The organism is Rufibacter sp. DG15C (assembly GCF_001577755.1).
In the GTDB taxonomy this organism is placed as follows: domain Bacteria; phylum Bacteroidota; class Bacteroidia; order Cytophagales; family Hymenobacteraceae; genus Nibribacter.
In genome coordinates this window covers 2093122-2116891 of sequence record NZ_CP010776.1, presented here as the reverse complement: position 1 = coordinate 2116891, position 23770 = coordinate 2093122, and the positions used below count along the sequence as shown (strand labels likewise).

At 49.6% G+C, this 23770-nt stretch carries 16 protein-coding genes and 2 tRNA genes; 9 read left to right on the top strand and 9 right to left on the bottom strand.

The genetic code is table 11. The annotated features are described in order from the left end of the window. Positions 1–9: 9 nt before the first annotated feature. On the bottom strand, positions 10–483 hold the full coding sequence (locus tag TH61_RS08935) for a hypothetical protein (RefSeq protein WP_066508404.1): 474 nt from the start codon (positions 481–483) through the stop codon (positions 10–12). A 267-nt stretch (positions 484–750) separates the two neighbouring features. Between TH61_RS08935 and TH61_RS08930 the strand changes: the two genes are divergently transcribed. Then, complete coding sequence (locus tag TH61_RS08930; RefSeq protein WP_066508402.1) at positions 751–2139, top strand: aldehyde dehydrogenase; 1389 nt, start codon at positions 751–753, stop codon at positions 2137–2139. A gap of 177 nt (positions 2140–2316) precedes the next feature. Here the strand turns inward: TH61_RS08930 and TH61_RS08925 are convergent, their stop codons facing one another. Further along, positions 2317–2523 (bottom strand): hypothetical protein, encoded by a 207-nt coding sequence (locus TH61_RS08925; protein ID WP_157600669.1) that lies wholly within the window; start codon positions 2521–2523, stop codon positions 2317–2319. A 1523-nt stretch (positions 2524–4046) separates the two neighbouring features. Between TH61_RS08925 and TH61_RS08915 the strand changes: the two genes are divergently transcribed. After that, a complete protein-coding gene (locus TH61_RS08915) occupies positions 4047–4619 on the top strand; it encodes an acyltransferase (protein ID WP_066508395.1) in 573 nt (190 codons plus the stop codon). A 263-nt stretch (positions 4620–4882) separates the two neighbouring features. Here the strand turns inward: TH61_RS08915 and TH61_RS08910 are convergent. From TH61_RS08910 to mutS, 3 genes are all read right to left on the bottom strand, one after another. Beyond that, positions 4883–4966 (bottom strand) — tRNA-Leu (locus TH61_RS08910). Positions 4967–5039: 73 nt separating this feature from the next. Then, positions 5040–5112: transfer RNA gene (locus TH61_RS08905), tRNA-Gly, on the bottom strand. A gap of 284 nt (positions 5113–5396) precedes the next feature. Beyond that, positions 5397–7994, bottom strand: a complete 2598-nt coding sequence (mutS, locus tag TH61_RS08900) for a DNA mismatch repair protein MutS (RefSeq protein ID WP_066508394.1) — start codon at positions 7992–7994, stop codon at positions 5397–5399. 244 nt (positions 7995–8238) lie between these two features. Here mutS and TH61_RS08895 point away from each other — a divergent pair, with 244 nt between their 5' ends. Then, positions 8239–8772 (top strand): RNA methyltransferase, encoded by a 534-nt coding sequence (locus tag TH61_RS08895; RefSeq protein WP_066508392.1) that lies wholly within the window; start codon positions 8239–8241, stop codon positions 8770–8772. A 49-nt stretch (positions 8773–8821) separates the two neighbouring features. Here the strand turns inward: TH61_RS08895 and TH61_RS08890 are convergent, their stop codons facing one another. Beyond that, a complete protein-coding gene (locus TH61_RS08890) occupies positions 8822–9448 on the bottom strand; it encodes a tetratricopeptide repeat protein (RefSeq protein WP_157600668.1) in 627 nt (208 codons plus the stop codon). 642 nt (positions 9449–10090) lie between these two features. Between TH61_RS08890 and TH61_RS08885 the strand changes: the two genes are divergently transcribed. Beyond that, positions 10091–12043, top strand: a complete 1953-nt coding sequence (locus TH61_RS08885; protein WP_082780345.1) for a tetratricopeptide repeat protein — start codon at positions 10091–10093, stop codon at positions 12041–12043. Positions 12044–12172: 129 nt separating this feature from the next. Here the strand turns inward: TH61_RS08885 and TH61_RS08880 are convergent, their stop codons facing one another. The 3 genes from TH61_RS08880 to TH61_RS08870 form a co-directional block, all read right to left on the bottom strand. Continuing rightward, positions 12173–12808, bottom strand: a complete 636-nt coding sequence (locus TH61_RS08880) for a hypothetical protein (RefSeq protein ID WP_066508386.1) — start codon at positions 12806–12808, stop codon at positions 12173–12175. 139 nt (positions 12809–12947) lie between these two features. Beyond that, positions 12948–13745 (bottom strand): TerC family protein, encoded by a 798-nt coding sequence (locus TH61_RS08875; protein ID WP_066508385.1) that lies wholly within the window; start codon positions 13743–13745, stop codon positions 12948–12950. Positions 13746–13847: 102 nt separating this feature from the next. After that, a complete protein-coding gene (locus TH61_RS08870) occupies positions 13848–14339 on the bottom strand; it encodes a YajQ family cyclic di-GMP-binding protein (protein ID WP_066508384.1) in 492 nt (163 codons plus the stop codon). Between the two features lie 110 nt (positions 14340–14449). Between TH61_RS08870 and TH61_RS08865 the strand changes: the two genes are divergently transcribed. The 5 genes from TH61_RS08865 to TH61_RS08845 all read left to right on the top strand — a co-directional run bounded on the left by TH61_RS08865 (position 14450) and on the right by TH61_RS08845 (position 23718). Continuing rightward, complete coding sequence (locus tag TH61_RS08865) at positions 14450–14884, top strand: GNAT family N-acetyltransferase (protein WP_066508383.1); 435 nt, start codon at positions 14450–14452, stop codon at positions 14882–14884. 8 nt (positions 14885–14892) lie between these two features. Beyond that, complete coding sequence (locus TH61_RS08860; protein ID WP_066508382.1) at positions 14893–15441, top strand: lipocalin family protein; 549 nt, start codon at positions 14893–14895, stop codon at positions 15439–15441. A gap of 330 nt (positions 15442–15771) precedes the next feature. Continuing rightward, positions 15772–16023 carry a hypothetical protein gene (locus tag TH61_RS08855; protein WP_066508381.1) on the top strand — a complete coding sequence of 84 codons (252 nt, stop codon included), beginning with the start codon at positions 15772–15774 and terminating at the stop codon, positions 16021–16023. Positions 16024–16357: 334 nt separating this feature from the next. Beyond that, the gene (locus TH61_RS08850) at positions 16358–21382 is read left to right on the top strand and encodes a translocation/assembly module TamB domain-containing protein (protein WP_066508380.1); all 5025 of its coding nucleotides are present in this window, start codon (positions 16358–16360) and stop codon (positions 21380–21382) included. After that, on the top strand, positions 21382–23718 hold the full coding sequence (locus TH61_RS08845) for a BamA/TamA family outer membrane protein (RefSeq protein WP_082780344.1): 2337 nt from the start codon (positions 21382–21384) through the stop codon (positions 23716–23718). The genes TH61_RS08850 and TH61_RS08845 overlap by 1 nt, the downstream gene beginning before the upstream one ends. The last annotated feature ends 52 nt before the right edge of the window (positions 23719–23770 follow it).

Sequence of the window (23770 nt, the reverse complement as noted above, 5' to 3'; positions counted from 1 at the left end):
CTCCTTTGTCTATTCCTGTTCTTCCAGGTAATAATCTCCCGGATATCCAGCGTCAGACTCATCACTGAACCTAACAATGTCCTTCATGTAATTGGTGTATATCTCCTGGATTCTAGGCGAAGTAGCAGAATGCTTTTTCAAGACTTTAGAGATAAGGCTGGCTTCTTCCAGGTAGAACATATCGTCTACCTCCACGCCTTTATCCGTGTCCATTTTCAGAAGCTCGGCTTGTAGGTCCATCATGGCTGGGTCATCCTCGCCAAACATGATCAAGGTACCATGCAGCTTGCTCAGCATCTCATTGAACAACTCCCCTTCATATGGCAAGTTTACCTCCTCGTCCTCTTCGCCGGCATACCCAATTCTACCGGTACCGCCTACTTCATCATCATCGTCAAAAGAAAACTCATCATCTAAATGACTGCTGTTGAAGTCATCTTCATCATAGCCAAATTCATCATCAAAATTGCTGCGTGGTGCCATGCCTTTTCTAATTAAATCGCTCCAAATAATACTACAACTCTGCCCAAGGCGGTTTTATTCTTACGAACCTGAAACAGAAAAAGAGACCGCGTGGGCCAAAAAAATCTAATTTCGGGAAATCGTTTTTTGCTTGATTCCGCAAAAATAAGCTAAAAACGGTTTCTACGTTTGCACTAGGACCAATTTCCTTTTAACCAGAAGAGCCGCAAGCAACCTCTGCCAATTAGAAGTTGGTTGCGTATAGAGGTACTTCGCCAAAAGACTCACATGACTGCCACCAACTTACCGCTCACTCAAGCCATCCAGCAGCAGAAAGCCTTCTTTGCCACCGGCCAAACCAGAGACGTGGGTTATAGAAAAGAAATGCTGCAGCGCCTGGCCAACGCCATTGTGCAGGAGCAAGACAGCATCAACCAAGCCCTAGCTGCTGACTTCCATAAACCGGCCTTTGAGACCTATGCCACCGAAACCGCGATTGTGCTCTCAGAAATCAAGTTCGTGTTAAAGTATCTAGACAAGTGGGCGAAGCCCCGAAAGGTAAAGTCCAGCTTTCTGAACTTCCCGTCCAAAGACTACATCTACTCAGAACCTTATGGCGTGTCTTTGGTAATTGGAGCCTGGAACTATCCCTTTCAACTGACGCTGTCGCCGCTTATTGGCTCCATGGCCGCCGGCGGATGCACCATTTTAAAGCCGTCAGAACTCACGTCCGCCACCAGTCAGCTAATCACTGAATTGATAGAAAAGCACTTCCCCCCAGAGTATATAACGGTAGCACAAGGCGGCCCAGAAGTAAGCCAAGAGCTATTGGAATTGCCTTTTGACAAGATTTTCTTCACCGGCAGTACTGCGGTGGGAAAGCTGGTGACCCAAGCCGCGGCAAGGCAGCTAATTCCTGTCACGTTAGAATTAGGCGGAAAAAGCCCTTGCCTGGTAGATGAAACTGCCAATCTGCAAGTAGCCGCCCAGCGCATAGTCTGGGGAAAATTCTTGAACGCCGGCCAGACCTGCGTAGCGCCAGATTATGTGTTGGTGCAAGAAAGCGTCAAAGACCAGCTATTAGGGCAGTTGCAAAAAACCATCCTTCAATTTTACACCGATACTCCCCAACAGAGCCCCGACTACGCGCGCATCATCAACAACCGCCATTTTGAACGCCTGCAGAAGTTGATACAGCAGTCTACCATTTATTTTGGCGGCCAAACCGATGCCCAGCAACGATACATAGCCCCAACGCTTCTCACCGATGTCACGTGGGAGCAGCCTGTGATGCAGGAAGAGATTTTCGGGCCGCTGTTGCCAGTCCTTACTTTTAAAACCCTACCAGAAGCGCTGCACCAAATCAACCAAAGAGAGAAACCGTTGGCGCTCTACTTTTTTTCAAAGAACACGGCAGCACATGAAATGGTGTTGGCGCAAACGTCCTCAGGTGGAGCATGTATCAATGACACCCTTTCGCATTTGGCTAATCCACATTTGCCGTTTGGGGGTGTGGGTACCAGCGGCCAGGGCAATTACCACGGCAAAGCCAGCTTTGAGGCGTTCTCCCATCAGAAAAGCGTCTTGAAAAAACCGTTCTGGCCCGAGGTCAACCTGCGCTACCCACCTTACCAAGACAAAGTCCACTGGATGAAGAAAGCTTTCGACTGGCTTTAAATTTTATACATAGTTAAAAGAGGGTCGTTTTTCGCTTGTTTTCTGGGAAACAGGTCAAAAACGACTTGCTAGAAAAAGACTAGCAAACACCTTTCTGTCATTGCCTTCTTAGCGGTGCACAACCACTTCATACTATGCCCACAAAAAAGCCCCGGCATCACCGAGGCTTTTTTGCTGTTATTCCATCTGAGGCTCCCCTACTGAGGCAGGATCCACCATTTCCCAATCGAAATGGAGCCAATCCCCCCTGTCGGTTTGCGCCTCCAGCTCCCAATGCAGGTCTTGCAGTTGGTTCAAGTTTGACAACCCAGGCTCTTTGAGAAGAGTCAATTTACCGTACAGCATTTGCCGCACGTCCATCTCCTGCACATTTCCCTCTCGCACTCCCGGCAAATTACATCTTAAGTAAATTTCTCTTTTCATACGCTTGCTGTTAAGGTTGAAAATGGATTTCCTTTAGTTTACTGTTATAATTATCAAAGGTTTTTAGATTTATCCATTGATTATCAACTAGATATTAAACAGGAAGCATAGATATTAGGGATTCGTTTGAAAACGGTCTAAAACACAAGGAGCAGGCACTTAGGCTCATTCTTAATTTATTATAAATAAGATACTTGAAAACAATTTTACAGCTATAAGAAACGAACTGGTAACAAAACTTTAATGAGTATCAGAACCTGGTTTCTCAATCTTCCCCAGAAAGCCATCTAATCGCCTCAGCTTTGGAGGTGAAAGTCTTTCTTTGTATCTGGAATTTCAGACTCTTTGATACCTTCTGAGCTATCTCATCTGATTACTCTTGCCTTGTCTTTGTGGACTATAACTATACTAGCGGATTTCTTTAGACGTGTTGCCTGCAAACTGGCTCCAAACCTTGTAACAATTTCCATGTAGGCCGTCATGTCCACCTCAGGAGCCATTTTAGAATGGCTCCTGTCAATAAGCAACCTCATTACATCATAATTCCTGATGTATTCCACCAACAGAGTAACAGCGCGTTCAATTTCCAATAAATTGTAAGCTTCTACACTAGGCCAGTCTACTGATAAAATATCAGTCTTGGGTTCATAGTATAAAACAATCAAATGGTCTTGAAAAAGTATCATAGCGTGTATTTGGACCTAAAAGGTAATACCATTATTCCTTGCTTTCTGCAAATTTTAGATTACACTTTCAATATGGTTACAAATTCAGTATTAATACTGAATTGCGTTTGGATAGTCGGTGAATAGCAATACACAAGAAATGATTCAAAGGCGCTACCCTATTTAAGTCTAATTTGACCTTACATAGGTTAGGGGCTTGCAGGTATCTGCCCCGCCATACCCCTTATAGGACCGGATCAGCTATATAGAGGTGGAAAGGTTAATATGCACTATGTAAAGACCCTAAAAATGATAAATTCCATTATCCTGACTTTAAACTGTTTTTATAGAGGCTTTAGCATTGAGATTATAGTGAGGGCAATTCTTTACAAATAGCTTAGGAGTGCGTTCATTCTAGAGATGAATAAGGGCACGTAAATTGAGGTTGGAAAGCAGGAGTTTGACCGCCTATCCAAGGTTGTTGAGTTAAATAAAACACATAGCCCCAATTTTCACTACTACTGTCCTGCCAAGGAAAAGAAGTTGGAAGGATTTAATATTGTAGCTCGGATGAGCGTTGAGCCTGATGGCTCTATTAGTTACTCTATACCTAACAAGTATGTCTCCTTAGACATCAAACCAACTTAACGGTACACCCGATGGCAGGGAGGGTAGATTTCTGCTAGGCCCTAAACCCGTAACCGACAGGCAAGAGAAATTTTCACAACGCCAAATTAAAGGTAGAAGTGGAAATGGTTTTTGTACAGAAAGCGATATCTTAGGGACCAACTATAATAGCTTTTTTAACTTCAACAAGTAATGGCATTCTTAACTGAGGAACAACTAAAAGAGGCAGGCTTTAAAAGCATTGGAAAGAATGTATCAGTGTCTGACAAGGCCTCTATTTACAATCCCGCATATATAAGTTTAGGTGACTATACCCGGATCGATGATTTCTGTATTTTGTCTGCTGGGGAGGGGGGGATGGATTTAGGAAGAAATGTGCATATAGCCTGTTATACATCATTGATTGGTAAAGGGAAGATTAGTATAGGGGATTTTGCTGGGATTTCATCTAGATGTGCCATTTATAGTAGTAACGATGATTATTCTGGGCAATTCATGACTGGCCCCACCTTACCTTCTGAATTCACAAATGTAACTCATAAAGATGTAACCATCGGGAAACATACCATCATAGGTGCTTCATCCATCGTTCTCCCGGGGGTCAACATCGCAGAAGGTGTCTCGATAGGCGCTTTTTCACTTATAACCAAAGATTGTGAAGCGTTTAGCTTTTACTTTGGCATACCGGCTAAGTGGATCAAATCCAGGTCCAAAGATCTTCTTAAACTGGAAGATGAATACCTAAGTACTACAAAAATCAATTAAGCAACAGCCCTTACTTTAATCATCCATCTTTTTGGAGATTAAAGTAGGGGCTTTTTAAGGTAGGGCTTTCCAATCTGATCCCAGAGATTCAGTTAACCTTGGCAAAGCTGGAAAGTTTATGATTTCTTTGCGTTTACCTGCATCGGGCCAATAGGTGTTTTATAAAAGGGAAGCATCTTTAGGAAGCCTGCAATGTTTGTTATTCACCAAAGAAAAAGAGCCTGTAAATAATTGATTTACAGGCTCTTAAGCATCATAATAAGTACCAGGAGCGGGAATCGAACCCGCACTTCCTAATGGAAACAAGATTTTAAGTCTTGCGTGTCTACCAGTTCCACCATCCCGGCCTTTCATCTCTACAGGAGAAATGAAAATGAGCAGATAAACAAAAGACGTTACCGAAGCAACGTCTTTAATCTGAGCGAAAGACGGGGTTCGAACCCGCGACCTCGACCTTGGCAAGGTCGCGCTCTACCAACTGAGCTACTTTCGCATTGTTTCTAATTCCGTCGTTTGAATTAGTGATACAAAGGTAAGCAAGAAATCTTTTTTGTCAAGCACTAAGCCTAAAAAAATCTTCATCAAGCGGTAATCCTTCTGAAAATCAGGCACAAATTTTTAAAAGTTTTTCTGGGCATGAAGAACTCTTATGTTGTTTTTAGCCTGTTTTGGTCAAAACAAGCCAAAAACAACAACGCCCGCTCTCCATAGAAAAGCGGGCGTTGCCAATATATCCATTCCCAGACTCGCGACTCTAGACTCAGAACTCGCGACTATCTAAACTTTCTCCTTCTTGCCGTCTACCAGCATCTTGAGCTCATTCAGTTTAAGCAAAGCCTCTACCGGGGTGATGGTGTTGATGTCAAGTTTTTCAAAAATCTCCTTGATGCGCACCAGTTGCGGGTCGTTTAATTCAAACATGCTGAGCTGGTACGGCTGTTTGGGCAGGCTCTTCATCACCTCCTGGGAGTCTTGGTGTGGATGGCTGATTTTCTCCTGCTCCAGGTGGTGCATGATTTCATTGGCCCGTATCACCACGCTGTTGGGCATGCCGGCCATTTGGGCCACCTGTATCCCGAAGCTGTGGGCACTACCTCCTTCCACCAGTTTGCGCATGAACAGAATCTTGCCGTTGCTCTCCTTCACGCTCACGTTGTAGTTGCGCACCCTCGGGAAATCCTCGGTAAGCTGGTTCAGTTCATGGTAATGGGTGGCAAACAGCGTTTTCGCCCGGCCTTTTGGGGCGTTGTGCAGGTGCTCTACAATGGCCCAGGCGATGGAAATACCGTCATAGGTACTGGTGCCCCGGCCAATCTCATCCATCAAGACCAGACTGCGGTCAGAGAGGTTATTGAGGATGCTGGCCGTCTCGGTCATCTCCACCATGAACGTACTTTCGCCCCGACTCAAGTTGTCTGAGGCACCTACGCGGGTGAAGATTTTGTCGATGACGCCTATCTGCGCGGCCTCTGCCGGCACAAAACAGCCAATCTGCGCCATGAGCACAATCAAGGCCGTCTGTCGCAACAAGGCGCTTTTACCCGCCATGTTGGGACCGGTTACAATTATAATCTGCTGTTCGTCATTGTCCAGTTTGATGTCATTGGGCACGTAACGCTCCCCAGGAGGCAATTGCTTCTCAATCACTGGATGGCGGCCTTGCGTGATGTTCAGGGCCGTGCTTTCGTCTACCTCGGGCTTGACATAGCCATTCTGCGTGGCCAGTTGCGCGAAGTTAGCCAAGCAGTCCAGTACGGCCAGTGCCTTGGCGTTCTGCTGAATTTGGGGCACGTATTCGGCGGTGCTCAGCATCAACTCATTGAAGATGCGCTGTTCAATCACAAACAGGCGGTCCTCGGCATGCAAAATCTTCTCTTCGTAAGTTTTCAGTTCCTCGGTGATGTAGCGCTCTGCGTTGACCAAGGTCTGCTTTCTTATCCAGGATGCAGGCACTTTGTCTTTGTGCGCGTGCGTTACCTCCAGGTAATACCCAAACACCTTGTTATAGGCAATCTTAAGCGAAGAGATACCGGTGTTCTGGATTTCGCGCTGTTGAATCTGGAGCAGGTAATCTTTACCCGAGAAGGCGATGGCGCGCAGTTCATCCAACTCAGGGTCAATGCCGTCATTCACCAAATTGCCTTGGTTGGTCAATACAGGCGCTTGGGCTTTTAATATCGTCTGAATCTCGTCTCTGATGCTGGCACACGGCAACAATTGCTCGGCTAATTTCTGGAGGGCAGGAACCCCGCTCACTGCCAACAATTCTTTTATGGGGAGCGTGGCTTCCAGCGCGCGGGCCAGTTGCAATAGTTCGCGCGGGTTCACCCTGCGCACGGCTACTTTGGAGATAAGGCGCTCCAGGTCACTTATCTGCTTGAGGTAATGCGAAATATCCTGCAACAACTCGGGACGGGCTTGCAAGCCTTCCACGGTGTCCAGGCGTCTTTTAATCTGGGCCGCGTCTTTCAAAGGCAAGACCAGCCACTTACGCAACAGGCGGGCGCCCATAGGCGTGACGGTGTTGTCCAGCACATTGATTAAAGGCACGCCTTCGGGGTGTTGAGGATAAATCAACTCCAGGTTGCGTACCGTGAATCGGTCCAGCCACACGTAGTTGTCTTCTTCCAGTCGGCCCAGTGTGGAAATATGGCGCAGATCGTGGTGCTGCGTCTCTGCCAGATAATGCAGAATGGCGCCGGCGGCGGTGATGCCCTCCGTCAAGCCCTCTACCCCGAAGCCTTTCAAGGACTGGGTATTGAACTGTTTGGTGAGGTTCTCCACCGCAAAATCATAGCTGTACACCCACTCGTCCAGCCCGTAATGGCAGAAATCCTGCCCGAAGTGCTGGAAAAACGCCTCTTTCTTGCCTTTGCAGAACAAGACCTCGGCGGGACTGAAATTCTGCAACAGCTTGCCCATGTAGCCTACATCTCCCTCGGCCAGCATGAAATCACCGGTAGAGGCGTCCAGCAAGGCAATGCCAATATTGTTTTTCCCGAAGTGCAGGGACGCCAAATAGTTGTTCCGCTTTTGGTCCAGCACTTGGTCATTGAACGACACGCCGGGCGTCACTAACTCAGTTACGCCGCGCTTGACAATGCCTTTGACGGTTTTAGGGTCCTCCAGCTGGTCACAGATGGCTACACGTTCACCGGCCCGTACCAGCTTGGGCAGGTACGTGTCCATGGAATGGTGCGGAAATCCAGCCAAGGCCGTTTCAGACGCCGAGCCGTTGCCGCGCTTGGTGAGCATAATGCCCAGAATCTTGCTGGCCTTGATGGCATCCTCACCGAACGTCTCATAGAAGTCCCCCACCCTGAAAAGCAGGAGCGCGCCGGGGTGTTTGGCCTTGATGGCATTGTATTGTTTCATCAGCGGGGTAGCGCTGAACTCTCCTGTCGTCTTTGCCAAAGCGGTATAATCTGCTAATTGTAAATGTGCTGATGTGCAAGTTTGGAATGAAGGATCACCTGCAAACCCAAAAGCACCAAGCCTTTCCTCCTCCTTCATGGTCGTTTTTAGCCTGTTTTCAGAAAAACAGGCTAAAAACGGGCTGGTGGCTTCCTATCGCTTACCTTTGCAAAAACAATCGGGGCGAGCCCAAAATCTATTCTCTATGCGCAAGCTAAGCATGGAAGAACTCCAGCGTGACTCAGTGGAGGACTTCAAAAATAAGCAAAAAAATCCGTTGGTGTTGGTACTGGATAACGTGCGCAGCCTGCACAACGTGGGCTCTACCTTTAGAACCGCCGATGCCTTTGCCGTGGAGAAAATCTACCTCTGCGGGATTACCGGCACACCACCCAACAAAGAAATCCACAAAACCGCGCTAGGCGCAACGGAATCGGTGGAATGGGTACACGTAGAGAGTACCTTAGAAGCCGTAATTGCGCTAAAAGCCGAAGGCTATTCTGTCTGGGCGGTGGAACAGGCGCAGGACAGCACTATGCTTACAAACTTTAATCCGGCAAAAGAAGGGAAATACGCCTTTGTCTTCGGGAATGAGGTATTTGGCGTGGAGGAAGAAGTGATTGCCGCGGCTGATGGCGTATTGGAGATTCCGCAATTTGGCACCAAGCACTCCTTGAATATTTCGGTGACGGTGGGCGTAGTGGTGTGGGATGTACTGAGTAAGCTGTTGGCTAAATAGGTGTAGCGCCAAGGCTTATCTTTTTTTGTTTCTTAGGAGAGCAGAAATCTTACTTGCTGGCTACACGTCTGGCTAACTCAGTTTGTGCTAAACCCAAGGCATGCAACGCATTCGCGTCATTTGGAATGAGTTTCAGGAAAGACTCCAAATCTGCAATTGCTTCTTGGGTTTTATTAAGCTCCATGTAGATGATGGCTCGGTTATACAGGGCCTTGCTATGCATTGGCGAAACAGTCAACACTTCCTGCAAATCCTTTAACGCCCCGAAATAATCATCTTGATGATACTTGAGCACCGCGCGGTCATATACCAACCCATAGGTAGAGGTAATGGCCAAGGCGTCTGTGATATCTTGCGCAGCTTCCTTGAAGGCCCCAATCTGTAGGAACGCCTGTCCTCTTTTCTGCAGCACCTCAGCTTGCTGAGGCACCAACCGTAATGAGGTGTTAAAATCCTTGATAGCTCCAAAGGCATCGCCTAATTCCATCTTTACGATCCCGCGGCTGGCAAATGCCTGCGCGTCTGATGGGTTTTGCTTGATGTGCAGGGTGATTTCCTTTACTCTCTCTTTAGAAAGCGCAAGGTTCTTGGCAACTTCTCCACCAGTGGTTGCATGTGCATTGAAAGACAAAGTCAAGGCACATAATAGCAGGTACAAAACTCGTAGCTTCTGCATGTTCTTGTTGGCAAAAGGGTTAAACAACACAAGAAATGGGGGCCTTTGAAATTCTTTACCAGAGGAAGGGGAGCACTTTCAGATTAGAAAGTTTCTACTGCTTTATAAGAATTAAACAAATCTACTAAATAATTGTAGACAAAAGCAAGACTAAATAGAAATAATTCCGTTTAAACCCGAAATTTTAATTGACTACCAATCAGTCAGTTATAAAAACAGCATTTTCAGCCTGCTTAGGCCCTTCTTCCCATAAAATGATATTCATCATTTCAAGTATATAGACTAATCCATAGATGAATGCTATCCGTTGCTTGCAGAATACACTTACACAACCATCACCTTACTAAACACTTACACTCCATATAAAAGTCTCTTAAACCTGTATCGCTACTGAAAGACTGCTTAAAGAACTTCCTATTTCTATCACATTACCTGTCGCAAAAACCTAATCTCTTCTATCACAGAGTTGCTGCTTCGTTTACAATTAAAGCATAGATATAGCAATAATATAATTCATGACAATTATTCAATACTATTCAAAAACCTCATCAACAGTCAATTATCTATCAAAAAGCAACATTCTACAGCTTTACAGGGTACAACATTCATAGTAAACCTATTCTTCCACCAATCCGATGAACTATGAATAAAACAATTTTAACTTTCGCCATGGCCCTGACTGCTATCAGCACTGCTCCATCCATGGCCCAAGACGCCAATAAAGCCACGGCCACGGTCACCCCCAACCCCTTAGAGGTGCGCGGCGACAGTGTGCGGCTCAAAGCAAAGATCACCATCCCGGCCCACCGCAAATTGAAAGACGGCGGCACCCTGACCATCACCCCCAAACTAGGCGACTACAAGTATGACAAGTTCACGGCCAAGTACGGCCCTGTGACCAACGTGCAGAAGAATGGCGTGAACGCAGACGTGACCATTACCCTGCCCTTCATCACCGACATGATTGGCAAAGAAATTGACTTTACCTATGTGTATGAAGCTGGCGGCGACCGCATTGCCGGCGAGGTAGACGACGTGGCCAAATGCTGTTCCACTGCGGGCTTGTGGTTTGTCAACAACGCGCAGTACCAGTTTGCCACCGTTGACACCATCCGCACCAGAGACACACAGCCGCTTAAACTGCTGGCCCAGTTCAACTTCCCGGTAGACATCTCCAAATTGAGCAAAGAAGCCTACCAGCGCGATGTGAAAGCCATAGGCGATTTCTTGAAGAAGAACCCCGAGAGTACCATTACCATCCGGGGCTTCGCGTCACCGGAGGGCACCATGAAACGCAACGTGCAGCTCTCTGAGCAACGCTCCCAGCAGGCCGCCGACTGGTTGCGCACCAAGCTAAAGGAAATGAACTACGGCACCGCCTTGGCCAAGGCTACCTTCAAGACGGAGACCACCGCTGAGGACTGGAGAGGCTTCAAAGAAACCTTAATGGCTTCTGATTTTCCAGACGCCACCAAGCAGAAAGTGATAAACGCCATCAACGCTGGTACTCCTGCAGCAGAAACTGAGAAAAACGTCATGGCGCTTTTAGGCGGAAAGTCTACCCGCGTAGAAGAACTGTTACAACCGCTGCGCCGGTCCATTGTAGTGGTAGAAACCAACAAAGCCATGCGCCCCGCCCTTAATGACAAACAACTAGACTCCGTGGCCGTGGCTTATATCTCGGGTAAGATGGAGAAATACCAACTGCGCGAGATTCTGGACAAAGAAGAATGGCTGGAAGCCGCTCAGCGAACTAAAGCTCCAACTGGAAAAATGTCTTTGCTTTTGGCCTATTACGACGTGTACCGCGAGGATTATCGTGCCATCAATGACCTGGCCATCTTGAAACTAGTGCGTGAGCCAGATGCCCCCGCCAGTGACGGGATTGCCATTGTAGGCGGTGATGATGCCATTGTAGGCGTAGGCGGCGACTTTGACAGCAAGTTCAAGAACGACATCAAGAAAGAGCCGCAGGACGTGAACGCCTATAAATATAAGTACAAGATCAAGTATGACAACCCAGAGGAGACCGTCGTGGACTTTAAGTACAAAGGCGCCTACACAGAGAGCATCAAGCTGTTGGAGCTGGCCTATCAACTCAACCGCACCGACTGGGCCGTCTTGAGCAACCTGGGCGCCGCCTACATGGTGGTGGAAAACTACCCAAAGGCCATCCAGTACCTGAAACAGTCCGTGGCCCAGAAGAATAGCCAACAGGCGCATTACAACTTAGGTTTGGCCTACGCCCAGATGGGTCAGTTTGCCGAGGCTATTCGTCACTTTGACCAGGCCACCAACATTGAGGGCGCTTACTATAACAGAGGCATTGCCAAGATGTTAGGTGGCGACAGCGCCGGGGCCAAGGCAGATTTATCCCGACACACCCAGCAATCTCCGGACCATGCCATGGGATATTATGCCCTAGCGGTGGCTGGAGCCCGTTCTGGAGATATTAATACAATTTCTGAAAACCTTCCTAAGGCTATTCAACGTAAGAAAGTCCTCAGTGACATTTCACAGGAAGACCTGGAGTTCAGGAACTTCCACAACAATGACGCCTTCAAGAAGGCCGCTGACGATGATAAGAGTAAATAAAAATTTTCATTTTGGTTTGTTTGAAATCCCCTTGCCCCTGGCAGGGGGATTTTTATTTACCCTCGTTTTTGGGCTGCTTTCTGGGAAAGAGGCTAAAAACGAGGGCGAAACCTACCGTCTTGCAGTAACTTATAAGTGAATAAAACTGTATTTCACCTTTTTCACGGTGATGTCTGCGTGTTGATCAAGCAGCTCCAGTAAAGAAGGATAGTTGAACAAAAGCATCTCAGATAACTCAAAGTGCTTGTTGCCTTGAATAAGCACCGTTTTCTCAAAATCATCCATCATCGGCCTTCTAAAGCTTCTTCTGGTTTCTTTGTTTCGTTCATAGCGCACAACCTTGTATTGGTCCTGCGCCAGACATATCTGGTATTGCTGGCCAGATTTCTCAATGACAAGGCGTTGCTGGTCTTTATCCAGAGAGACCGTTTGTGACAAAGTCTGAACCAAATGGTTAATGAAAAGTAGCAAAGGAAGGGCTAAGAAGAATGCCACCGGAAGCAAACAAATACTCACCCACCACAAAGAGGGATCCACCATCACGGGCACCCATAAGAGCACTGTAGCCAAAACAGCAGGCACACTGCACAAGAAACCAGTTACCAACACATGACCAGCAGGCAACCGAAGGATAAAAGCGCGTTGGTCTTCTTGTCGGCCTTGTCGCCAAGCGCCCTCAACCATTAAATAAATTGGGACCAGAAACACAACCAATATCCCAAAGGCAATGCCCAGCTTGGCAGCAATACTTAATTCATTCTCCATAATTGTAAGACACCAGCAGATCCAAACTTGATGCTCGTTTTCGGCCTGCTTTCCTAAAACTAAGCCAAAACGCCCTAAACGCAAAGAGCGGAAACCGTGGGTACAGTTTCCGCTCTTTAAACTAGTATACGCTAATTGCTTACATCAACGTCTCGGGGTTTCCGTCATTGTCCAAGATCTCATTCTGGCGCAAATGCACAGGAACGGTTTTCTTTCTGAGGCGCATGTTCAGCATCTCTACCACCAAGGAGAAGAACATGGCAAAGTAGATATAGCCCTTCGGGATGTGGACGTGGAAGGCCTCGGCCACCAGCATCACCCCAATCAGAATCAGGAAGGACAGAGCCAGCATTTTCACGGTTGGGTGCTCGTTCACAAAGTCACTCACGTATCTGGCAAAGGCCAGCATAATTCCCATGGAGATGATCACGGCAATGATCATGACGCTTACGTGCTCAACCAAGCCCACCGCGGTTAAGATAGAGTCAAAGGAGAAGACAATGTCCACTAGAATGATCTGAATAATGATCTTGCCCATGCTGCTGGTGCCACCAGCGGCAGAGGTGCCCTCTTCTTCGCCTTCCAGCTTGTTGTGAATCTCTGTAGTACTCTTGGCCAGCAAAAACAAACCACCGCCAAACAGAATGATGTCCCGCCAGGAAACCGCAAACGGCTCATCCATCCAAAACAGGTTCCAAGTGAACAGTGGCTGATTAGCGTTGACAATGGCGCTGATGAACATCAAGAGGATAATCCTGAACACCAAGGCCAGCATTAGGCCAATGGTACGGCCTTTGCCTTGCTGGTCTTTGGGCAGACGCCCCACCACAATGGAGATAAATACAATGTTATCTATTCCCAGCACCACCTCCATAAAGGTTAGCGTGAGCAAGCTTAGCCAGACGTCTGGGTTAGAAAAGATACTGAGGTCAAACATAGTTAGTAAATGTACTTAGGGGAATGGATAAAGGAGCAAGATAGAGAATAATCCCCAGTACCCTTGTCTTCTCTTTTAGAGGTAAGAATGAATAGGCGTTTGTTATGATTTCATGTTGATGAACTGCAAAGGAATACCCAGTTCGGCGCGGCGCAACAAGGCAATCACAGCCTGCAAGTCATCAATGTTTTTGCCGGTCACGCGCACCTGGTCATCCATGATGGCGGCCGTCACTTTGATCTTGCTGTCTTTGATGAGCTTCACAATCTTCTTGCCGTCCTCTTTGTCCAGACCGGCGCGCACTTTCACTTCTTTCTTGACCATGGGTCCGCTGGCATAGTGCTCCTTGCTGAAGTCCAGGGCCGTGGAGTCAATGTTCTGCTTAACGATCTTGGTCAGGATGATGTCTTCAATCTGACGCAGGCGCATGTCGTTCTCGGTAGAGATCTGCACCAGGTTATTTTTCTTGTCCAGTTCTACGCTGCCTTTGGTGTCTTTAAAGTCATAGCGGTTCTGAATTTCTTTTTTGACCGTGTTAATGGCGTTTTCCAGGGTCTGTGGGTCAACTTTGCTTACAATATCAAAAGAGGCCATGGGTTAGGGTGTATGGTAAAACAATTGCTTAGTACGGCAAACGATTGCCTAATGCCAAACAAACTTAGTAGATTTAGGCGATTTTACGGAAAAGAGCCCAAAAACGCTTTATGCAAATTCTTCAGCCATCTACCTTTCATGAGTTTGAGCAGTACTACCGCCTGCGCTATGAGATGCTCCGCATGCCCTGGCACCAGCCGCTGGGCAGTGAGCGCGTAGAAGACGATGACACCGCCACGCACCTCATGGCCATCAATGAAGAAACCGGAGAAGTGATGGGCGTAGCCCGCGTACACATGGAAACCGACACCGAAGCCCAGCTGCGTTTCCTGGCCGTGGGCCCCAAGTACCAGAACAAGCAGATTGGCCGCCAACTGCTGCACGCCATAGAGGAAAAAGCCCGCGAACTGGGCGCCAAAGACCTGTTGGTGCAAGCCCGCGAGTACGCCGTAAACTTTTACAAACGAAATGGGTTTGCCCTGGAGCAAGAAACCTATCTCTTGTTTGGAGAAATCCAGCATTACCAGATGCGCAAACACCTGTAATCACTACCATGCTTAAATCTACCTGGGTCTTATTGTTTTGCCTGCTTGCCATAGGAACCAGCGCCGTCTTCATCGGGTGCCGAAGCACCGATGCTCCCCTCCCCACCGTCGTTTCCGTAGACATCAACCGCTACGCCGGCACCTGGTATGAGATTGCCGCCTTGCCGCAATGGTTTGAAAAAGGCTGCCACTGCACCACCGCCCAGTACACGCCCAAAGACGGCTACCTAGAAGTAAAAAATTCTTGCAACGAAGACAGCCCTACCGGTGAACTCAAGATTGCCACTGCCAAAGCATTCCCAGTAGAAGGCAGCCAAAACGCCAAATTGCAAGTTCAGTTCTTCTGGCCCTTCAAAGGCGACTACTGGATCCTGGCCCTGGACAAAGACTACACCCACGTCTTGGTAGGTGGCCCTTCCCGTGAAGCCCTTTGGATTCTGGCCCGCACCCCTCAACTAGACGAAACCATTTACCAAGAACTGGTCACCAAAGCCAAAACCCTAGGCTTCGACACCACCAAAATCCAGCGCATGGACCAAAGCTGCACTGCCAACTAAGGGAAGCCTTACCATTTTCCAACTTTACAGAGTCTCCTATTCCCATTTTTGGCCCATTTCCCAGAAAACAGCCCAAAAACGAAGGCAACCGGACGTATTTTTCTTGCAAGAGCAGAATAAAATGACGGAGCTGGCCTAGCCTATGGAACAGTCGATCGCAGGTCTAGCCAGACGCTACGAGGTCTTTAGAGCAAGCAGCACTCACGAATCCCAACGCTCTTATCATCCCCCTACCCCCTTCAAAGGGGGACGGAATGCGCACCTATCAAACTAAACCACAGGGCAGTTGCAAACTGCCGCCATCATGGGTCCAAGTCGCAGAATTGAACCATGCCTACGTGCCAGCAGATCAAGCAAACCGTGCGCAGCACGCCTGCCTCTGCAGCGACAGTGACCGAATTTGCCTACAAGCAACAAACCCACCATCAGGCCATTGCAGAACTGGAACCAGAACCAGTCCTGACCTTGAGCGCCTCTGTTGTTTCGTTGCCGAAGGCAGGGCCCCACAGGCCCAGAGTACAACAGCAGTGCGAAGGGCCGGGACGAGGCCCCGCGGCCGTGAGCGCTTACCGGAACCTATGAAACAAGACTGTGAGTACGCACCGGAAAAGCAGTCTCGCCAAGGGAATAGCCAACGGCGTGCCCTTAAGGAGCCAAAGAAAGAACTACAGCTTGAGAAGCAATCTTGGTTATTGGTGATCACACTAACAAAGTGTGGGCAACGGGAGACAACCCCAAGCAGAATTAAAACTGCCAACCACCCATCACACTCCCCTCCAAAAGTCGTTTTTCACCTCTTTTCCAGAAAACAAGCCAAAAACGCAAAACAAAGCCCATAGCGGCGCCGCAAATATGTAACCACAGCTATATCTAAGGAGTACAAGTAGGGTCCATCAAAACTGCAAGCTATACGCCGTTGTCTACCCATACTGTCAAGCATTACACGCTCAAGACCCTCACCGTGCTCCTTTGGATCATCGGGTCCCTGTTATTACTGGTAGTTCTGCTGCTGGTGGCCATGCAATTCCCCAAGGTGCAGGACTTTGCCACCCGCAAAGCCGAGAATTTCCTGGAAGGGAAAATCGGGACCGAGGTACGCATTGGCAAGTTCCGGAGCGATTTCAGGAAAGACATTCTGCTGGAAGACGTCTACCTGGAAGACCAGAAAGGCGATACGCTCTGGTACTCAGAACACCTAGCCGCCGACCTCAACATTCTGGGAATTCTCAAGTCAAAAGTAGGCCTTAAGTCCCTGGAGCTGCGCAACGCCACCGCGCACATCTACCGCACCCTGCCAGACAGTGCCACCAACTTTGACTATATCTTAAAAGCCTTCGCCTCCCCCACCACGCCGGCAGACACCGCCAGCGCCGGCTTTACTTATGACATTGGTACACTCAACCTGGAGAACATCTACCTCACCTACCGCGACGAGGTCAACGGCCAGAACGTGAAAACCCGCGTGGGCAGTCTGGTGGTGGACATGGACGAGTTGGACCTGGAGAGAGAGATTTACCGCATAGGCGACATTGCGCTACGTAACACCTGGGTAGACGTGGTACAAACCAAGGTGCCGCCCGAAGGCGAGCAGGAGGCCCTGACCATGCAGTTCGGGATGAAGACCGTGACCCTGGACCACGTGCGCTTTAAATACCGCAACGGCGTGTCTAGGCAGTACATAGACACCAACATTGGCAAGGGCGTGGTCAAGGCAGAGAACATTGATTTGCAGAAGACCCGCATTGACCTGGCCAGCATTGAGCTGCACAATAGCATGCTCGCCTACGCCCAGAACGCAGACATCCCCACGGAGTACCGCGTCATCAACCCCAAAGAAGCCATTGAAGCCATTGAAGAAGCCGTCTCCAAATCTGGGGAGCGGGTGAACTGGATTGTGACCCTGGACAACCTGGACATCACGGGGGTAGATGCCACCTTTGACAACGTAGAAGCACCCAAACTGGCCCGAGGCGTAGACTACAACCACATACGCGCGCAGGATGTGAACCTGCAATTGCAAGACCTGTACTTTAGCAGTAACCGCACCACTGCGCAACTAGACCAACTCAGCCTGCGCGAGCAAAGCGGATTTGTGGTGAAGCAATTCAAGGCAGGTATCCTGTTTGACTCGGTGCAGACCGAGCTCACCAATCTGCTGTTGGAGACCGGCCATAGTCGCATCGCCAACAGAATCAAAGTGGGCTATCCTTCCCTAAAAACGGCCGCCGATGACTTGAACAAGCTCACGCTCAGTGCCAACTTCCAGGACACGCACATCGGGTTTAGGGATATTGCTTTGTTGCAACCGGCCTTGGTGAACCAGCCGCCGCTGGCGGGTAATTTGAGTGAGACCATGTATGTGAGCGGCCAGGTCAATGGGCGCATGGATAATCTTTTGTTAAGCAACTTCAGGGTGAGCGGATGGCGCAACACGCAACTGGCCGTGAGCGGCAGAATCCAGGGACTGCCCAACGTAGACAACCTAACGGCCAACCTGCAGGTGAACCGTTTGCATACTACCGCCGCAGACGTGAAATCCTTATTGCCTGCGGGCACCTTACCCGCCAACATTCAACTGCCGCCGTCCATGGACGTGGAAGGACGAATCAGTGGCTCCATGACCGCTTTTGACGTGGACGCTACCATTAGAACCAGTTTCGGGAATGCCGTGGCAGACATTGACATGACACCCGGCCGCGCGAAAGGCCAGGAACGCGTGAAAGGCACCGTGCAGCTCCTGCATTTTGATTTGGGCAAACTGATGCGCGACACCACTTTAGGTCCTACCAGTCTGACCGCCAACATCAACGGGACCGGCATGACCCCAGAAACCATGGTGGCTAAAATTGACGGACGTGTGCAGAGCCTGTACTATGGCGGCTATACTTACAAAGGCATTGACCTGAACATTGACGCCAACCGCAACCGCTTTGGCATCAAAGCCGTGAGCAAGCAGGACAGCAACATGGTCTTCAACATCAATGGTGTGGCCAACCTGCGCGGCGCCCAGCCTACCTATGCATTCAACGCCAACGTCAAAGGCATAGATTTTCAGGCGCTCAAACTATTACCGCAAGACCTGCGCTTGCGCGGTGACATTGTCGCAGATCTGAGCGGTTCAGATGCCAATAGCCTGAATGGCAGCATCATTGCCCGCCAGGCCACCATTGTGTCTAACAATGAGCCGCTTAAACTAGACTCGCTTAAACTGTACCTAACCCAAAAGCCGGGCACGACGCAAATGCGCCTTATCTCAGACGTAGCCACCGCTAATCTAGACGGTAACATTGGGTTGGGCGATATTGGACCTGAGCTAATGAACCACATCAGTAGATACTATGACATAGGCAACGGTCCCTACAAGCCAAGTGCCACTACCAAGCAGTTTACCTTTGGCGTGGCCTTACATAAGCCTAGGGTAGTCACCGCTTTTGTGCCGGGCTTAACCCGATTGCGCTTGGACACCTTGCAGGGTTCTTACAATAGCCAAACCGCCAACCTTCAGATTCAGGCCAATGCGCCGCGCGTGCGGTATTCTGGGGTTCGGCTGGATTCTATGACGCTACGGGTAGACTCCAACCCAGAGCAGTTGAACTACATGGTTCGGGCAGAATCTATTAGACAAGACACGTCTTTTAAAGCGAACAATGTTTTGGTGGCAGGCAATGTGCAGGACAATCTGGTCAACGCACGCGCGGCTAACATGAGCGCCGCCGGCGAAGAAGAAACCGCCATTGGCGTGCAACTCAAGCAACTAGCCAACGCCCTGGAAATGAGCATCAGTCCAGATTTAATCCTCAACAAAGACAAATGGACGGTGAGCCCGGGCAATTACGTGCGCTATTACACGGCCTCGGGCGCAGTAGTGGCCAATGGCTTGCAACTGTCCAACGGCCCGCAGTCCATCACCTTGCAGAGCCAGTCGCCTACCAATCCTAATTCGCCGCTCAACGTGACTTTGGCCAACTTGGACTTAGGTTATTTATCTAGGGCCGCCATGCAGCCAGACAGCCTGGTTTCTGGGCAGTTAAACGGACAGGCCACGCTCAATGACATTGCCGGCAACATGAGCTTTACCGCAGACCTGGACTTGACCGGCCTTAAGTACTATAATACTCCCGTAGGCGATGTAGAATTCCAAGCCAGAAATACCACCGCCAACCGCTATGACTTGACGGGCCGCTTAACTGGCAATGGCAACAACGTGACTGTGCAAGGCTATTACCTCACCACGGCAGGCAAGCCCATGAACTTTGATGTGAACCTGGACCAATTGAACCTGGCCAGCGTGCAACCATTCACCAACGGACTGCTTAAAAACATGACGGGCGGCCTGCTGGGCGCCGTGGCCATTAGAGGAAACTTTGACCAGCCTACCGTAAACGGAGACTTGCAGTTCAGGAATGCTACATTCAACCTGGCCATGCTAAACTCTACCTACCGTATTCCAGATGAGCGTTTAGCCGTCAACAATCAGGGCATCCAGTTCAATGACTTTACCCTGCTGGATTCTCTCAACAATGAAGCTACTATCAACGGAGCCATTCTTACCTCAAACTTCCTGACGTACCGTTTTAATCTGCGGGCCATCACAGAAAACTTTATGGTCATGAATAGCACGGCGGCAGACAATCCGCTGTACTACGGCCGCGTGTTTGCCAACAGTGACACCCGCATCACCGGCGACATGAACGTGCCCGTCATCAACACCAACGTCAAGATTGCGCCTAACTCTAACTTCACCTACGTCATTCCAGATGAGCCCATTGGGGTAGACCGTGAGGGCATTGTCAAGTTCATTGACGTGGACAGCACCCGTAACCGCTACATAGCCCGTCGCAAGGCTTTGGACACGGCAGACGTAGCAGAGACGTTTATGCAGGGGGTGGAATTAGCCATGACACTAGAGGTGACAGATGCCACGCCAATCACGGTGATAGTTGACCAGAACGCCGGTGACAACCTCACCATCCAGGGGAATTCCATCCTGAACGTGGGTTATGACGTCACAGAAAACATCACCTTGACCGGACGCTTTGAAGTAACCAAGGGGGCCTATGAGTTGAACCTCTATGAACTAGTACAACGCCGCTTTGAGATTGAACCCGGCAGTTCGGTGGTATGGACCGGTGACCCATTCACGGCCGACTCAGACATTACCGCTATATATAATGTGGATGCTGCTCCACTGGAGTTGATTCAGAGCCAGGTAGCGGGCATTGACCCGTCCACCTCGGGACAGTACCGCCAGAAACTGCCTTTTGATGTGAAGCTAAACCTGACCGGTGAACTCATGAAACCGGCCATCAACTTCAACATTGAACTGGATGAGAAACGCAAAGGCGCCTTTGGCGGCGAGGTAGATGCCCGTCTGGAACAGTTGAGTCAGCCTACCCAGGAATCTGAGCGCACCAAACAGGTCTTTTCTCTCTTGGTATTGGGCAGGTTCATGGCGCAGGATCCGTTGGCGTCTTCGGGCGGCGGGGGTATTAACAGCACCTTGCGCGGTTCTGCCAGCAAAGTCCTCACAGACCAGCTCAACAATTTAACCGGTCAATATCTGGGAGGCTTGGGCTTGGAACTGGGCTTGAATTCTTATGATGACTATTCTACCGGCAACGCCCAATCCCGCACAGATTTGAACATTGCCATGCAGAAACAGCTCATCAATGACCGTTTAACGGTACGGTTTGGTACAGACGTGAACCTGGAAGGCAGTAGTCAGAGCCAGGCGGGCAATACCACCAGCGGCTTTGCCGGCAACGTCTCTGTAGAATACACCATCACGCAGGACGGCCGTCTGCGCCTACGAGCCTTCAGAGAGAATGCCTATGAGGGCTTCATAGACGGCCAGTTACAGCGCACGGGTCTGTCCCTGCTCTTTGTGCGGGAGTATGACAGCCTCGCCGACCTTTTCAAAAACATAGGCAAAGCAAAATAATGATAGCGCCTCTACCTAAGTCCTCTGCTTCTTCCCTAGTTGTTGGGATGCTTCTTTTCCTACTCACGTTCGCTTCTGGTTGCAGTAGTACCAAGAGCGTGCCGAAGGGAGACTACCTCTATATTGGGGGCAACATCACCGTCAAGTCTGACAACCCAGACACCAAGACCAAAGACTTAGAGGGAGAACTGGCCGCCGCCATCAGGCCCCAGCCCAACAGTTCTTTTTTTGGCCTTCGTCCCAAGCTCTGGATTTACAATGCCTTTGGCGGTAATAAAGAAAACAAAGGCATTGCCAAATGGATAAAGACCCGCCTGGGTGAGCCACCGGTGCTTTTAAGCGAGGCTGACCCAACCAAGGTGCAGGGCCAGATGACCAACCGTCTTTACAACAAAGGGTATTTCAGGCCGTCTTTGGAGTACCAGGTAGACAGCACCAGCAAGCGTAAAATGGCCAGCGTCAACTACACGGCCACGGTAGTTAAGCAGTATCTAATAGAGAAGATTCAGTTCCCGCAGGGCACTGACAGCCTGGCCATAGCCATCCGGAAAACTGAGCCGCAAAGCCTGCTGAAACCCGGAGAACCCTATGACCTGCAGAACATGATTGCCGAGCGCCTGCGCATTGACGGCATCATGAAAGAAGAGGGCTTTTTCTTTTTTGACGAAGACTACCTCATCTTCCACGTAGACAGCACCCTCAACAACAAGGTTAACATCTACCTGCGCGTAAAGGAAACGGCGCCTACCAAAGCCCTCATTCCCTACCGCTACCAGTCTGTTTCGGTGTATTCAGATTACTCCCTGGGCGACACGCTTAGAATGGAAAAGCCGGTCCAGTACCAGGAGTACAAATATTATCCAGATGAGGAGACGTTCACGGCCCGTTCCATTCTCAATGCAGTTTTCATCAAAAACGGAGAACTGTATAGCCGCAAAAAGCACTTGCAGACCATTAACCGCCTCATGGACCTGGGCACGTTCAAGTTCACCGAGGTACGTTTTGACCCACGTGATTCTGTAGGTCGCGGCGGCTTACTGAACGCCTCTATCCTGTTAACCCAAGCCAAAAAGAAATCCATCAGGGCAGAGGTGCAGACGGTGCAAAAATCCAACGGCTTTGCCGGGCCGGGCATTACCGTCAGCTTCAGGAACCGCAACGCGTTTAAGGGTGCCGAGCTGTTATTGTTGAACCTGGTGGGCTCTTTTGAGTCACAAATTAGTGGAGACACGTCCCGGACGGGCTTGACGTCCTATGAGATTGGTGCTGATACTGAGTTGCATATTCCCAGGATCATCTCGCCGTTTGGCATTAGGATTTCCTCCAGTATGTACCAGCCCAGAACCAGTTTCAGGCTGGGGTTCCGGTACATTGACCGGCGCGATTTCTTCCAGCAGAACTCCTTCAATTTTGAGTACGGCTACACCTGGAAGCAATTTGCCACCACCGAGTTTGTCATCAACCCCATACAGGTGCAGTTTGCCCAGTTGGCAGACACCAGTGAGGCCTTCGCCGAAATCCTCAGAAACCGACCGTTCCTGGCCCGCTCCTTTGAACAGCAGTTCATCTTGGGCGGTAACTACCGCTTGGTGTTCAACACCCAAGGTATTGCCAACCGAACCCACCAGTTCTACATCAGCCCGGGCTTAGACTTGTCTGGTGGTTTGTGGGGACTCTTCTTTAGGGCCAAGAACAAACGCCCGGCAGACCCAGAATTCCCTAACACGCTGGGCGGGCAAGCCATCTCTCAGTATGTTAAAACAGATTTAGAGACGCGCTATTACTTTAACATCACAGACAAGCTGGTGTTGGCTACGCGCTTATTGGGTGGTGTGGGGATTCCTTATGGTAACTCTAAGGTGCTGCCGTACATTAAACAATACGGCATTGGCGGCCCTAACAGCATCAGGGCGTTCCCGGCCCGCAGCATTGGCCCCGGTGTTTTTGACCCCAGCAAGGACATCAATCCAGAAGACCCCAGCCGCACTTTTTCCTTCTTTGACCAGACCGGTGACATTAGGTTGGAGGGCAATGCTGAGTTCCGGTTTCCGCTCATGGACCCGTACTTAAAAGGCGCAGTGTTTTTGGACGCCGGGAACGTGTGGTTGTATGACGAGGACCCGGACCGCCCCGGCGGAGAGTTTGGCGGCAACTTCATGAGCCAGCTGGCCATAGGCGCCGGCGCCGGCATGCGCATAGACGTGCAGTTCTTTGTGATACGCCTGGACCTAGCCTACCCCCTACGCGACCCCAACTACATCAACACCAAACGCCCAACCAGCGGCGGCTTGTTTGGGAACGGTGTCTTGAACCTAGCCATTGGCTATCCATTCTAAGAGATGAATTAAAAACAGCGCCACCGTCGTTTTTAGCCTCCTTTCCAGAAAA

Excerpts from the sequence above, each read along its gene's own strand:
- TH61_RS08855 (WP_066508381.1), top strand. The coding sequence starts at position 15,772 with ATGCCTACGTGCCAGCAGATCAAGCAAACCGTGCGCAGCACGCCTGCC.
- TH61_RS08935 (WP_066508404.1), bottom strand. The coding sequence starts at position 483 with ATGGCACCACGCAGCAATTTTGATGATGAATTTGGCTATGATGAAGAT.
- TH61_RS08845 (WP_082780344.1), top strand. The coding sequence starts at position 21,382 with ATGATAGCGCCTCTACCTAAGTCCTCTGCTTCTTCCCTAGTTGTTGGG.
- TH61_RS08870 (WP_066508384.1), bottom strand. The coding sequence starts at position 14,339 with ATGGCCTCTTTTGATATTGTAAGCAAAGTTGACCCACAGACCCTGGAA.
- mutS (WP_066508394.1), bottom strand. The coding sequence starts at position 7,994 with ATGAAACAATACAATGCCATCAAGGCCAAACACCCCGGCGCGCTCCTG.
- TH61_RS08875 (WP_066508385.1), bottom strand. The coding sequence starts at position 13,745 with ATGTTTGACCTCAGTATCTTTTCTAACCCAGACGTCTGGCTAAGCTTG.
- TH61_RS08885 (WP_082780345.1), top strand. The coding sequence starts at position 10,091 with ATGAATAAAACAATTTTAACTTTCGCCATGGCCCTGACTGCTATCAGC.
- TH61_RS08895 (WP_066508392.1), top strand. The coding sequence starts at position 8,239 with ATGCGCAAGCTAAGCATGGAAGAACTCCAGCGTGACTCAGTGGAGGAC.
- TH61_RS08890 (WP_157600668.1), bottom strand. The coding sequence starts at position 9,448 with ATGCAGAAGCTACGAGTTTTGTACCTGCTATTATGTGCCTTGACTTTG.
- TH61_RS08915 (WP_066508395.1), top strand. The coding sequence starts at position 4,047 with ATGGCATTCTTAACTGAGGAACAACTAAAAGAGGCAGGCTTTAAAAGC.
- TH61_RS08865 (WP_066508383.1), top strand. The coding sequence starts at position 14,450 with ATGCAAATTCTTCAGCCATCTACCTTTCATGAGTTTGAGCAGTACTAC.
- TH61_RS08930 (WP_066508402.1), top strand. The coding sequence starts at position 751 with ATGACTGCCACCAACTTACCGCTCACTCAAGCCATCCAGCAGCAGAAA.
- TH61_RS08860 (WP_066508382.1), top strand. The coding sequence starts at position 14,893 with ATGCTTAAATCTACCTGGGTCTTATTGTTTTGCCTGCTTGCCATAGGA.
- TH61_RS08880 (WP_066508386.1), bottom strand. The coding sequence starts at position 12,808 with ATGGAGAATGAATTAAGTATTGCTGCCAAGCTGGGCATTGCCTTTGGG.